Annotated in this window: 11 protein-coding genes; 9 read left to right on the forward strand and 2 right to left on the reverse strand. The window is 37.6% G+C overall.

What is annotated here, in order from left to right:
* Positions 1-164: 164 nt before the first annotated feature.
* A complete protein-coding gene (locus BCR21_RS16235) occupies positions 165-1,841 on the reverse strand; it encodes a PucR family transcriptional regulator (RefSeq protein ID WP_069647512.1) in 1,677 nt (558 codons plus the stop codon).
* Between the two features lie 169 nt (positions 1,842-2,010).
* Between BCR21_RS16235 and BCR21_RS16240 the strand changes: the two genes are divergently transcribed.
* From BCR21_RS16240 to BCR21_RS16275, 8 genes are all read left to right on the forward strand, one after another.
* Complete coding sequence (locus BCR21_RS16240; protein WP_069647513.1) at positions 2,011-2,898, forward strand: oxamate carbamoyltransferase subunit AllH family protein; 888 nt, start codon at positions 2,011-2,013, stop codon at positions 2,896-2,898.
* Positions 2,899-3,072: 174 nt separating this feature from the next.
* Positions 3,073-4,623, forward strand: coding sequence for an acyl-CoA synthetase FdrA (gene fdrA / locus BCR21_RS16245; RefSeq protein ID WP_069647514.1), 1,551 nt, complete (start codon positions 3,073-3,075; stop codon positions 4,621-4,623).
* Positions 4,620-6,044 carry a YlbE family protein gene (locus BCR21_RS16250; RefSeq protein ID WP_069647515.1) on the forward strand — a complete coding sequence of 475 codons (1,425 nt, stop codon included), beginning with the start codon at positions 4,620-4,622 and terminating at the stop codon, positions 6,042-6,044. Before fdrA ends, BCR21_RS16250 begins: the two co-directional genes overlap by 4 nt.
* A 22-nt stretch (positions 6,045-6,066) precedes the next feature.
* Positions 6,067-7,209, forward strand: coding sequence for an ankyrin repeat domain-containing protein (locus BCR21_RS16255; protein ID WP_069647516.1), 1,143 nt, complete (start codon positions 6,067-6,069; stop codon positions 7,207-7,209).
* A gap of 24 nt (positions 7,210-7,233) precedes the next feature.
* Entirely contained in the window at positions 7,234-8,676 is a 1,443-nt protein-coding gene (locus BCR21_RS16260; protein ID WP_069647517.1) for a cytosine permease, read from the forward strand.
* Complete coding sequence (locus tag BCR21_RS16265; protein WP_069647518.1) at positions 8,673-9,143, forward strand: nucleoside deaminase; 471 nt, start codon at positions 8,673-8,675, stop codon at positions 9,141-9,143. Before BCR21_RS16260 ends, BCR21_RS16265 begins: the two co-directional genes overlap by 4 nt.
* A gap of 265 nt (positions 9,144-9,408) precedes the next feature.
* Positions 9,409-9,972 carry an elongation factor P gene (gene efp, locus BCR21_RS16270; RefSeq protein WP_069647519.1) on the forward strand — a complete coding sequence of 188 codons (564 nt, stop codon included), beginning with the start codon at positions 9,409-9,411 and terminating at the stop codon, positions 9,970-9,972.
* A gap of 142 nt (positions 9,973-10,114) precedes the next feature.
* Positions 10,115-11,278 carry a cation:proton antiporter gene (locus BCR21_RS16275; RefSeq protein ID WP_069647520.1) on the forward strand — a complete coding sequence of 388 codons (1,164 nt, stop codon included), beginning with the start codon at positions 10,115-10,117 and terminating at the stop codon, positions 11,276-11,278.
* A gap of 51 nt (positions 11,279-11,329) precedes the next feature.
* Here the strand turns inward: BCR21_RS16275 and BCR21_RS16280 are convergent, their stop codons facing one another.
* The gene (locus BCR21_RS16280) at positions 11,330-12,799 is read right to left on the reverse strand and encodes a peptide MFS transporter (RefSeq protein ID WP_069647521.1); all 1,470 of its coding nucleotides are present in this window, start codon (positions 12,797-12,799) and stop codon (positions 11,330-11,332) included.
* A gap of 188 nt (positions 12,800-12,987) precedes the next feature.
* On the opposite strand from BCR21_RS16280, the gene BCR21_RS16285 reads away from it, so the two are divergent.
* Entirely contained in the window at positions 12,988-13,365 is a 378-nt protein-coding gene (locus tag BCR21_RS16285; RefSeq protein ID WP_084013376.1) for a YbgA family protein, read from the forward strand.
* Positions 13,366-13,513 lie beyond the last annotated feature (148 nt).

Here is a 13,513-nt window from a genome sequence, read left to right on the forward strand (position 1 = left end):
AAAAATGGACAAACAATAAAACAGGATTAGAATTAAGCGTGTATTCCCACAAAGTCTATCAAACAGGAAAATACACGGCCTCTATTTTATGGCAAGTGGAAACAACACCTTAGAGAAGATTAAAAGAAAAAAGAGCTTAGGGCTTATGTCCAAGCTCTTTTTTTTTAATCGTACAATTCGTATAGTTTTAACGCTAATTGCAGCGCAAAGGTATTTTTTTCCTGCTCTAAATCCACAGGCAGCAGTCCTTTGATTTTGTCAATTCGATAAAGCAATGTATTTCGATGGATAAATAAGGCTCTTGATGTTGTAGCAATATTTAAATGATGGGCTAAGTAAGCTTTAAGAGTAGGTGTAAAGCTTGTTTTATTATCTTTATCGTACGCTAATAAAGTATTTAAATAATGTGTATAAAACTTTTTACCCTGCTCTTTTGAAATTGAATCAACAAGAAAAGAATCAAAGTAAAAATCGTTGAAAAAATAAATTTTCTCTTCTTTTGTGTCATCCTCAAGCAATTGGATGACTTTTTTTGCTTCTTCAAAACTTTGAGACAATTCAAGTATTGGTAAAGTCGAACCAATTGTGCAGAAAATTTCTCGTTCTGATTGCCCTTGTTGTTCTAAATACATCCGAATTCGTTCAGCGGTATCGGATATTTCGTTGTGGGTTTTTAACGAGCTTAATTTTGGATCAGTTCCAAGAAGCATAACCAACTGATTTTTTCGGCTAAACAAATGAAGATGAGGAAATCGATTGGCTGCATAAGTTGTTAATGAAGATAATAAACTTTTCATTAATCGATCTTCTGTCTGCTTTTTTTTCATTAAAGAATCAGCTTCATGGCCGATCGTCTGGATAGAAAGAATTAAAACGGTATAGTTTAAAGTGGGATCGATCGTCGTATCATAGGCGGATAGAGCATCCAAGTCTTTGATTTGTCCTGAGAGTAACTGATCAAAGAAATCACGGCGGATTCGATTTTCTGTCCGTTCGATTTCAAAAAGCCGCATTTGTTCCAGTGCAAAAGCCATAGAGCCATTTTCTAACGCCACGTAATCAAGATCTGTCAGAGGCCGCTCTACTTGATAAACCAAGATAAAGCCGTAATGGATCGTATCAAAATAAACTGGCATGATCACACAAGGATATTCTTTTTCCTCAAAAAAAATTGCACGAGTAATTGGTTTTTGAATCCGTTCAAAATCTGTCGGCAAATCTGTAATTGTTTGAATAGGAAATGTTAAGGTATCTCCTGTTTTTTTGATGGTTCCTTGAATCAGGGGTTGCTCATCATCGTTGACAGCGGCCACTGACCAATCTGCATCGACTAAAACAACGGGATTATGAACCATTTTCGCTAAACCAGAAGCAATTTTTTTCATTCCACCACCATGTAGTGAAATCTCAAAAAACTGTGAATGGATATCTAAAGAAGCTTGATTCAGTTCATTCATACGACCAGAAATTTCTGCCATGACGATATTCATGATCTTGGAAAACGCGATCCCATAAGGAATTTCTATGATCGGTAAAGCTAATTCATCCGCTAGACGGCGCATAGATTCTGGGATTCCTTTTAAATAGATATGCGGTTTTATACAGATCGCAGAACAGTTTATTTCTTTAAAGCGCTGAATAAAACGTTTTTGGATTTCGGCATTCTCACTAAAAAAATAACCAGATGTAATTAGCAGTTCTCCAGCCGATAACCAATCAGAAGCATCTGGATTATCTAGAATATTTACGCCGGTAATTTCATTTTCTATCCCATTTGCCCCAGCGACCAATTGGAAAGTTTTGAAAGGAGTAAGTTGCAAAAAGTTTTTGACTGTTAACATGATACACCATCTTTCTAAGGTAGAATTTTATTAAGTTAACTATACGGTAATTGGTTAAAGTGTACAACTGAAAAAGAAAATATTCAGCTACTCTATCTGTATATGAAAAGGCTTTCGTAATGTAAAGTAAATAGTGTAAAGAAGACAAGTGATTAAGGAAGTGAGTGAAATGCGTACGTATCAATCCCTGTCAGGATCGCTAAATTTCTTAGATGCGATTCAAAATAAATCATGGGAAGGAGAAGTTCATAGTGTTTTTAAGCGAACGGTAAATATAATTTGTGAGTCTGGAGAATTGTATACGTTAGCGGCAGCGGAATTGGACAATGCGCCCAATACTTTAAGAGTAACAGATATTTTTAACAATCGACCTCAGATGATTGAAAATATGCCTGTTTTTTCTCGAAACGGACAATTAGTGATTGATGGAATTGCGACCATCGAGATCCAAAATGCGAAGGAATGGCATTATCCTCAAATCGGATTTCCGAAGAAACAAGCGTACTCAAAAATCAATAAACGAGTGGAGCAACTTAATGAATGGGTGACGCAGGTTGAATATAAAGGCGGTTATTTATTAAACAACAGAAAGGCAACAACCTACGAGAAAATGATCCATACAATGCTTTGGAAAGAATCAGAACAATTACTATACTACTTGAAAGAAAAGCAATTATTTCAAGCGACAAAGCAATTAAACCGAGTGATTGGTTTAGGCCCAGGTTTAACACCGTCTGGTGATGATTTTTTAGTTGGATTAGCTCTTATTTTTACAACCACTAATTACCCTTATCATTCATTAAAGCAATGGTTGATCAACAATCGAGACGAGATGAAAAAAAGAACGAATATTATCAGTTTTTCAACGTTAGACTGGGCAATCAAAGGAGAGGCACGCGAGCGGATCGGTTTATTTCTGAATGAATTATTTTATGGAGAAAACGAGACTATTCTGAAAGAAAAAATGTTAGCAGTTTTAGCGATAGGCCAAACGTCTGGTGGTGATATGCTGACAGGAATGTTGGCTGGGATTAAATTGACTTTGGATTTGCTTTGAAACACAGTTCAAGACTGAATGAGCCCACTACACTTTTATATTATCTAGCTAATGGCTAGTCTCTTGAGGAAAAGATAAAAATAGAATGAGGCAAAGAACGCTTTAGTCAATTTTTTTCATTTTCCAGTCGGTGTTAAACAAGCTCGTTCAGCTTTTAAATTAGGAGGAACCCCCATGACAATCAGTATTAAAATTCAACCGAATACCTATATCGATTCAGTTTCACTAATGGCTTTATCAACAAAAGCCAATCAATTACCAGGAATTGATCAAGCCATTATTGCGATGGCAACGGAAATGAACAAGGAAGTAATGAAAAATGTTGGGCTGTTCACTGATGAAATTGCTCAAGCGCAGACGAGTGATTTAATTATTGCTTTAGAGGCGAAAGAAGAGCAAGATTCGGCTGAATTGCTCAAACAAATCGAATCACTGATGACAGAAAAAAAAGAAAAGAGCACTAACCAAATAACAGAAAGCTATACAACGATCGAAACGGCGAAAAAAGCTATACCAGAAGCGAATTTAGCAATCATTTCTGTAAATGGTCAATATGCTGCTCGTGAAGCAAGAAAAGCATTAAACAATGATCTACATGTGATGCTGTTTAGTGATAACGTTAGTATAGAAGAAGAAATCCAATTAAAAGATCTCGCTCATGAAAAAGGATTACTTATGATGGGACCAGATTGTGGGACGGCAATTATTAACAATGTTGGGTTATGTTTTGCGAATAAAGTTCGAAAAGGCAGTATTGGTATTGTTGGAGCTTCAGGTACTGGCAGTCAAGAAATCAGTGTTCGTATCCATGATTTTGGCGAAGGAGTCTCTCAGTTGATCGGTACCGGCGGAAGAGATCTAAGTGAAGCGGTCGGTGGAAAAATGATGATTGACGCAATCGATGCTTTAGAAGCAGACGAAGAGACAAAAGTGATTGTTTTGATTTCTAAACCACCAGCAAAAATAGTTGAAGAAAAAATTCTTACTAGAGTTAGAAAAGCTGAGAAGCCTGTTGTGATCTGGTTTATCGGTAATAAAACACGAGAAAATGAAGAGGGTGTTTACTTTGAAAAAATGTCTAAATCCGCTGCTTTAAGAGCCGTTACTTTAGCTGGAATCGATCAAAATAGTTTGGACGTTCATCCGCTGAATCTACCATTGATCGATGAGGTTCGGGAAAAATTAAATCCGAATCAACAATATATTCGTGGTTTATTTACTGGTGGAACGCTTTGTGATGAAGCCATGTTCACTGCAAAAGAACGTTTTTCTGATGTGTATAGTAATATCGCTACGGATCAAGAACATCTTTTGCATTTTGGTGATGCAAGCAAAGCACACACGTTTATTGATTTCGGTGCAGATGAATTTACCAATGGCAAACCGCATCCAATGATCGATCCGTCTAATCGAATCGCTCGTTTTACAGAAGAAGCAGCTGATCCTACAGTAGGTGTTATTCTAATGGATTTTGTACTAGGATATGGTGCGCATCCAGATCCGGTCGGTGTGATGGTTCCTGTGATGAAAGCAGCCAAAGAGCAAGCGGCAGCTGAAGGTCGTCATTTAGAAATCATTGGCTATGTTTTAGGAACAGATTTAGATAAACAAAATATCAATGAACAAGTCGAAAAATTGACATCGATCGGTGCAACATATGCCAGCAGCAGTCAAAATGCAGGATTATTAGCAAGAGAATTTGTTGTGAAAGGAGTAGAACAATGAGTAAAATTACTGAATTATTCAAAGAACAACCCGTTATTATCGATCTTGGAATTGAATCGTTTCAAGAAGAATTAATCGAACAACAAGTATCAGCGACTTATTTAAACTGGGCACCACCAGGACGTGGAAAAGCTAGTATTTTAGCTGCTTTAGAGAAAATAGAAACACCAGAAAATTTGGATAAAATAAAAAAAGCAAATGAAGAAGCGGTACATCGAATTATTTCGTCACAAATCTCATTGATTGGCTATAACCAAGCAATCAATGTTGTTCCAGGCATGACCAAAAATACAATTTTACATGCAGGACCACCGATTACTTGGGAGAAAATGAACGGTCCAATGAAGGGTGCGGTCAAAGGGGCTTTGGTCTTTGAAGGGTTAGCGAAAGACTTAGAAGATGCTGAACGAGTAGCAGCTTCTGGTGAAATCATTTTTTCTCCATGTCATGAACACCAGTGTGTCGGTTCTATGGCAGGTGTAACTTCTGCATCAATGTATATGCATATCGTGGAAAATAAAACTTACGGCAACTTAGCTTTTACAAATCTAAGTGAGCAAATGTCGAAAATTCTACGAATGGGTGCTAACGATGACAGTGTAATCGAACGTTTGATTTGGATGAGAGATGTTTTTGGTCCGATTTTACGTGATGCTATGAAATTATGTACAGAAGGAATTGATTTGAAACACATTCTTGCCCAAGCACTGCATATGGGAGACGAATGTCATAACCGCAATAATGCTGGTACCACTTTACTGATTCAAGCGTTGACACCTTATATTATTCAAACGGATCATTCAATAGAAGAAATGAAAGAAGTCTTTGATTTTGTGGCTAGTAGTGACTATTTCTCAGGACCAACTTGGATGGCGATGTGTAAAGCAGCGCTGGATTCGGCAGTGGGGATTCCTTATAGTACAGTCGTGACAACAATGGCTAGAAACGGAACTGAATTCGGTATTCATATCAGCGGAATTGAAGGGAATCCTTGGTTCGTCGGTCCTTCTCAAAAAGTTATTGGTCCGATGTTTGCAGGCTATAAACCAGAAGATGCCGGACTGGATATCGGAGATAGTGCGATTACAGAAACTTATGGAATCGGTGGCTTTGCGATGGCGGCAGCTCCTGCGATCGTGGCGTTAGTCGGCGGCACGATCGAAGATGCACTACGTTTTTCTACGGAAATGCAAGGAATCACAACAGCAGAAAATCCGAATATCACGATCCCGACGCTTGATTTTATGGGCGTTCCATCAGGGATCGATAGTTTAAAAGTTATCCAAACAAATACCTTGCCGATCATCAATACAGCCATTGCACATAAAGAAGCAGGAATCGGCATGATTGGAGCAGGAATTACCCATCCGCCAATGGAAGCTTTTGAAAAAGCGATCATTGCCTTTAGCGAACAACTATAAAAAAGAGAAAGGAGTAAAAATCATGGATACAGTAAAAACAGATCGAACATTGCTTAGAGTCGTAGAGCTAGGTCAGGTAGAACAAGTTTCCAAGTTATTAAAAGAAGGACATGATATCTCCTTGACTGATGAAACGGGACGATCCCCATTGATGATTGCAGTACAACAGAATAATTTAGCACTTGTTAAAGAACTGCTAACTTTTAGTGCGGATGTGAATCAACGCGACAATACACAACTTACGCCCTTCATTTGTGCTGCTGCTAACGGATTTGATGAAATCGTAAATGAGATCCTTCAATCAGGGCAAGCGGATTTAGCTTCAGTCAATCGTTTTGGCGGCACAGCGTTGCTTCCGTCCAGTGAAAAAGGATATTTAAGAACAGTCCAATTATGTTTAGCGGCAGGTGTTCCGGTCAATCACGTCAATCGCTTAGGCTGGTCAGCGTTATTAGAAGCAGTGATTTTGGGCAATGGTGGTTTTTTATATCAGGATGTGATCCGTGAATTAGTTCAACATCAGGCAGATGGTACACAAGTAGATGATACTGGCAAAAACGCTCTTGACTATGCAAAAGAAACCATGAATGAGAAATTGATCGCTATTGTAGAAAAACAGGAAGCTGAGGAATTGATTTTCCATGAGGTGCGAACGTATTTAAGGGAAAACAAACTGGAACAAGCGTTAAACGTACTGGAAAAGCAAGACCAAAATAATTTAGGTGTTCTTTATTACCTAGGCTACACGTATCAACGCTTAAATGATTACCCGACAGCAATTGCTTATTATGAAAAAGCTTGGCAACAAGATCCTCAATTTGCTTTTTATGTGGGGAATAGCTATCGAATGGCAGGAGAAATAGACAAAGCTCTGCAAACTTATGATCAAGCAATCAAAACAGATAAAAGTTTCTTCTATCGATACCACAAATCTAATTTTTTAAGAGAATTAGGTCGTCATGAAGAAGCAGTCCAAATGATGGATGACTTATTGGAAGACTATCCAAAACGGGTTGATTTTTATTTTCATAAAGCTAATAGCTTACGCAGCTTAAATCGGCATCAAGAAGCGATCGAAGCAATGGAGCACGCGATTCAACTCAATCCGAAAAATCCATTATTTTCAGAACACCTTGCACAATCACTTCAGTTAGTAAAAAACTAAAGAAATGTATTGGAGGAAAAGACAATGGAATCAGTAGAAAAGCAAGTCATCGCGGAATCACCGACTTATTCAGCAGAGCTATTGCCGAAAACGGGAGCAGATAAAAATTGGGGCGTTTTTAATTATGTGACTTTATGGATGGGGGCTGTTCATAACATCCTTTCTTATATGACGGTAGCAGGATTTTTCTTACTAGGATTAAATACGAAACAAGTTTTGTCTGCCGTGATGCTGTCTGCTGTGATCGTCTCGATTTTCTATGTATTAAACGGAGTGGCATCTGCTAAATATGGGTTACCGTTTCCGATGTTACTGCGTTCTGTTTTCGGAGTGAAAGGAGCAATTATTCCATCGTTATGCCGTGGTTTGATTGCAGGTGTCGTCTTCTTTGGGACACAAAGTGTTGTAAGTGCTCAGTCTTTAGATGTTCTGTTCAGTCGAATTTTTCCTAGTTATATGACTATCGGCGGTGGGATGACGATTTTTGGAATGCCTGCTCCAACGATGCTTAGTTATTTGCTTGTGTGGTGTGTAACGGTCGTTTTATTTCTCGGTGGCACAAAAGTTTTGGATAAATTCGGCAACTGGTCTTCACCGATTGTTTATGTCTTCATCATTGGTGCAGCTGTTTGGACGATTCAAATCGCTGGTGGTTTTGGTCCGATTTTAGATTATTCACCAGTCAATGCAACAACAAGTCCGCTTGTCTTTATCGCGTGTGTGAGTGCATTAGTTTCAAACTGGGCAGGTCCGATCGTTAATATTGGTGACTTTACTCAAAAAGCAAAAACACCTAAAGCGATGATGATTGGATTGCCGCTCGGTTTTATTCTTTCTTATATCTTGTTTGCAATTACATGTGTTGGATTGATTGCTGGAACTCAAATTGCATTTGGTGAACCGATTTTCAATATTGTTAATGCCTTTGACAAAATCGACAATACATTTGCTGTCTTCGTGTTGATTCTAGCCTTGAATATGGGTGCTTTAGCCTTCGTCGTGTTTGGAAATTTATTTCCAGCGGGATTACAAATGTCATCATTATTTCCTAAATTTTTGGATGTGAAAAAAGCAGGTGTTCTAACAGCCATCATTGGTACGATGATTTTACCTTGGAAATTAGTGGAGAATGCGTCGACATTATTTTATTTCTATAGTTTTATCGGTTCAATGTTCGGACCAATTGCAGGGATCATGCTTGCTAGTTTTTATATTGAACATAAGCAAGTGATCGATTTGGATGATATTTACGTTGAAGATGGCAACCTTGGTGAGTTTAAATCGGGCTACAATAAAACAGCGATGATTACGTTAGCGACGAGTTTTGTGATCACGATGTCAGGTGCCTTTTTACAATCGATCCCGTTTTTGAAAACGATCAATGATTTTGCTTTCTTTTCAGGATTGATCTTTTCGTTTGTTGTGTATAGCATCCTTAGTAAAGTAATGAAAGGAGAAAAATCATGAACTATATGAAAATGGCGGCAGAAGCGACAGTTGCCGGAATGGAAAAGAAATTTGGCGGCCCTTTTGGTGCAACCTTAGTTAGAAAGGGTGAAGTGATCGTGTCAGTCAGTAATGCGATGATGCGAGATACAGATCCATCAGCGCATGCAGAAATGGTTGCAGTGCGTGAAGCGTGTAAAAAATTAGATACAATGGATTTATCCGATTGCGAAATTTATGCAACGTGTGAACCTTGCCCAATGTGTGTTGGGGTTATTTTATGGGCAGGAATCAAAACAGTTTATTATTCAAATACTAGAGAAGATGCAGCAAAACATGGTTTTTCGGATATGCATTTACGAAATTATCTAGATGGTTCCGATCAATCACCGCTAGCAATGATTCATATGGAAGGATGCCCGGAGTGTGATTCTTTATGGGAAACATTTAATAAAATCAATTTGAATGACGAGTTGAATGAAGCCTAGTGTTTTTTGAAGCTTTTGTTGATATGGATTATGAGTGGCTGAAAGATAACCCAAAGAGTTATCTCCCAACCACTTTTTTATTTCTAAAAATGGGATTTTACTGCAAAAAAATGAATCCAACTAACGTATTCTCTAGAATATCGGCGGGGAATCTGCTACAATAGGTGAGAAGATTTTTTTAAGAAATAGCTATAATCTAAAGGCACTACACTAACGTTTCGATCAGACTTTTCGGTCGAACCTTAAAGAAAGAGGAGAAAACAACATGATAGCAGTAAGTGATCTTAAAGCAGGTATGACTTTTGAACAAGACGGCAAATTAATCCGTGTAATGGATGCTAGCCACCACAAACCTGGTAAAGGAAATACGGTTATGCGTATGAAATTGAAAGATGTTCGTACAGGCGCTACAACAGATACAACGATGCGTCCAGACGATAAAGTAAAGAAAGCTTTTATCGAAAGCAAACCTGTTCAATATTTATACAGCCAAGATGATACAGCCAATTTCATGGATTTAGAAACATATGAACAATATGAAATTCCAACTTCTGTGATCGAATATGAATTAAAATATCTTCTAGAAAATATGGAAGTAAAAATCCAATTTTACGGATCAGAAGTAATCGGCGTAACATTACCGACAACAGTTGTTTTAAAAGTAAAAGAGACACAACCATCGATCAAAGGTGCAACTGTTTCAGGTTCAGGGAAACCAGCAATCATGGAAACAGGACTTGTAGTTAACGTTCCTGATTTTATCGAAGCGGATGAATTACTAGAAATCAATACACAAGAAGGTACGTATTTAAAACGTGCTTCAAAATAAGTTGAATGAAAAACTGACAGGTGAGAAATCGATCTGTCAGTTTTTCATTATGCTCATGTACAGTAATCCTTTCGTAATTACTAAATCTAGATGGCGTGGTACAATAAGTTATATATTTTTATAAGTAGAAAGGGAGAGAAATATGGGTTTTCTATTAACATTGTGTCTGGTCTTACTATTTACAAAACTTGCTGGGCATTTTTGTAATCGAGTGGGGGTTCCTTCTGTTATTGGGGAATTATTAGTCGGTATTTTGATTGGACCAGCATTATTAGGCTGGATTAAACCAGATGATTTTATGCATTATTTTTCAGAAATCGGTGTTATTATTTTAATGTTTATTGCAGGACTGGAAAGTGATTTGGAATTATTGAAAAAATATTGGCGGCCAGCCTTATCAGTTGCGCTTTTAGGCATTGTGTTTCCAGCAGCGATGGGCTTTGGTGTTGGGGAAATGTTTCAGTTTTCCGTTCAAAATTCGATTTTTCTCGGGGTTCTTTTTAGTGCCACATCTGTTAGTATTTCGGTTCAAGTTTTAAAAGATTTGAAAAAAATAGACAGCGAAGAAGGGGCGACGATTCTTGGTGCGGCTGTGGTCGATGATATTGTTGTGGTTTTGATCTTGGGGATCATGTTGAGCTTGATGAATCGCTCTACGCCAGGTGGAAGTTTGCCGATGTGGGAAGTTTTATTGTTGAAAGTCTTCTTCTTTGTTGTGATTTTTGCGGCCAGCAAATGGCTAGTACCTTGGCTCTTGAATTTGAGTAAGAAGTTGATTGCGATTGAAGCTGTTTCTGCTATTTCCTTGGTGATTTGTTTAGGCTTTGCTTATTTTGCAGAGATGTTGGATATGGGCGCGATCATTGGGGCCTTTTTTGCAGGTGTAGCAATTGCGCAGACTGATTATCGCAAGCGAGTCGATGAGAAATTAGAAACGATTGGCTATACTGTATTTATACCGATGTTTTTTGTTTCTATTGGTTTAAATATGACATTTGCCGGCATGTCGAAGCATTTTCTTTTTATTGTCGTTTTAACGGTTGTCGCAGTGTTATCGAAATTATTAGGCGGTGCTTTAGGTGCCCGCGTAACTGGTTTCAAAGGCGTATCTACATTGATCATTGGCTCAGGAATGGTATCTAGAGGGGAAATGGCGCTGATCATTGCCCAAGTAGGATTGACCTCAAGTTTTCTTTCAGAAGAGTATTATTCTTCTGTGATCATTGTTATTATTGCTACAACGATCATTGCACCATTGTTGTTAAAAGCAACAATCATGAAACAAGAAAAACAACTTCAATACTAGAATGAAAAAACAGTTTCTACCAAAGCGTGCTTTGATAGAAACTGTTTTATTTTAGTGGATAGAACCCATTAATTTTTTGATCGGATTCTTAGAAAGAATCAGTAGAATACCCGCAATGACCGCCACGATTCCGACGATCCCGAAATACGCTGATTCAGTTTGAGGTGTGTAAAAACGTGCGATTTGAGCATTGATGGCTTGTGAAGCAGCATCGGCTAATAGCCAAATTGCAACGGTTTGCGATTCAAAGGCTTTAGGAGCAAGCTTTGTTGTAATTGATAGTCCAACTGGTGAAATACACATTTCTCCTACGATCATAATGAAGAAACTAAAGAATAACCACAACGGACTAACTTTTGTATTCGTTCCGTAAAGCAATCCAGGTAACATTAATAGTACAAAAGAAAGACCAGCAAAAACCAATCCTAATGAAAATTTAACCACGGTTGACGGTTGTCTTTTCCCTAATCTTGTCCATAAAGTCACAAAAACGGGAGTTAAAACAACGACAAAAATCGGGTTTAATGATTGAAACCAACTGGGTGCAATCGAAAAACCAAATAATGTATCATTTGTTCGTTCATTTGCAAATAATGCTAAAATTGAAGAGCCTTGTTCTTCTAATGACCAAAAAACAATTCCAGCTAAAAATAATGGAATGTAACCAAGGACCCTCGGTTTTTCTTCTGCTGTTACGTTTTTGGAAGTCAGCATCTTGATAAAATAATAGACAGGCAACAAAATTCCCATCACACTAACACTATTGATAAAGAAACCAATCGTTAAATGGCCCATAAGAAAGGCGCCGCCAAAAAGTATGATGACAAAAGCAAGAGCAATCAAAGAAGAGCGTATGAACGTTTTACGTTCTTCTGTCCCAATCGGGTTTGTCGGTTTTAAGCCGATACCAGCTAGTGATTTTTTACCTTGTAAATAATATTGCAGTAAGCCGAAAAACATACCGAACGCAGCTACAGAAAATCCAACATGATAGTTATAGGTTTGACCTAATGTTCCGACAATAAATGGTGCCAATAATGCGCCGATATTGATTCCCATGTAAAAAATAGAAAAACCAGCATCACGACGGGTATCTGTTTTTGAATAAAGATGTCCGACCATTCCAGAGACATTTGGTTTTAACATTCCTGTACCGATCACGATCAGTAAGATAGAAAGGAACAATGCTGCAATCCCAAATGGTGTCGCTAGAACAATGTGACCAATCATAATGAATACGCCACCGAAGAAAACCGTTTTTCTAGCACCAAACACTCGGTCGGATAGCCATCCGCCAACAATGCTGGACATAAAAACCAGAGATCCGTAGATCGACATGATTGCCAAAGCTGTTTCTTTTGGTAAACCTAAACCGCCATTTGCTACTGTATCATAGATATAGTACAGTAAAATGGCCCGCATACCGTAGTAACTAAATCTTTCCCACATCTCAGTAAAGAAGAGTGTAGACAATCCTTTTGGCTGACCCAAAAACGACTTGTCTAACTGCTGCTCGTCCATAAATAATAACCTCAATTCTTTTTAATATTCAGAAAATTCATTTAACCTAGTGTTTCTGAAAAAAGTATATGGCATATATTCTAAACTTTTACTCTTTTAAATATCATAAATTTTCATGAATAGACTATAAGAAAATTGGTGTTTTTATTCATTTTTTTATCATATAAGAATAGAAAGGAAGAGTTTTATTGAAAATAATAGCACAAAGACAGCAAGAATGGCGCTCACTGAAGTATTTGATTTTGTCAAAGTCTCAACCAGATTATAGAGCGATCAGGAGATTGTTTACGGATAATGAGTGGGATGAAAGAAAAGAACAGGCATTTAGAGGTTATCTGCAACACGCATTGGCTGAGCCGCCGAAAAAAGGCAATCTTCTAAATGCGTACCAACATGTTTGGGGATATTTTAAAAACAGAGCGACAGAGACCGAGCGACAAAAATATGAAGAACTGATTGAAACATTTTCTATAGATCAGGATGAATTACTCTCTTTTTTAAAAGAACTCACATTAAAATACCAAGAGCCATATCTACTACAGTCAAAACTTCTCTTTCCTCAATAGGACAAACAACTAAATAATCAGAAAAAAGCGATTCAAATAGCGAATCATAGTTTTAAGTTCGTTATAAATGTTTGGATTCGCTTTTTTCGTATGTATAAAGACGATTATTTGTCAATACACGAATATTTATTGTTTAAATTTAAAAAAC

Origin of the sequence: Enterococcus ureasiticus (genome assembly GCF_001730285.1) — a bacterium.
Classification (GTDB): domain Bacteria; phylum Bacillota; class Bacilli; order Lactobacillales; family Enterococcaceae; genus Enterococcus_L; species Enterococcus_L ureasiticus.

Bases quoted from the DNA above. Each gene is read 5' to 3' on its own strand.
- BCR21_RS16260 (WP_069647517.1), top strand. From the start codon at position 7,234: ATGGAATCAGTAGAAAAGCAAGTCATCGCGGAATCACCGACTTATTCA.
- BCR21_RS16250 (WP_069647515.1), top strand. From the start codon at position 4,620: ATGAGTAAAATTACTGAATTATTCAAAGAACAACCCGTTATTATCGAT.
- BCR21_RS16235 (WP_069647512.1), bottom strand. From the start codon at position 1,841: ATGTTAACAGTCAAAAACTTTTTGCAACTTACTCCTTTCAAAACTTTC.
- BCR21_RS16265 (WP_069647518.1), top strand. From the start codon at position 8,673: ATGAACTATATGAAAATGGCGGCAGAAGCGACAGTTGCCGGAATGGAA.
- BCR21_RS16255 (WP_069647516.1), top strand. From the start codon at position 6,067: ATGGATACAGTAAAAACAGATCGAACATTGCTTAGAGTCGTAGAGCTA.
- BCR21_RS16280 (WP_069647521.1), bottom strand. From the start codon at position 12,799: ATGGACGAGCAGCAGTTAGACAAGTCGTTTTTGGGTCAGCCAAAAGGA.
- BCR21_RS16240 (WP_069647513.1), top strand. From the start codon at position 2,011: ATGCGTACGTATCAATCCCTGTCAGGATCGCTAAATTTCTTAGATGCG.
- fdrA (WP_069647514.1), top strand. From the start codon at position 3,073: ATGACAATCAGTATTAAAATTCAACCGAATACCTATATCGATTCAGTT.
- BCR21_RS16275 (WP_069647520.1), top strand. From the start codon at position 10,115: ATGGGTTTTCTATTAACATTGTGTCTGGTCTTACTATTTACAAAACTT.
- efp (WP_069647519.1), top strand. From the start codon at position 9,409: ATGATAGCAGTAAGTGATCTTAAAGCAGGTATGACTTTTGAACAAGAC.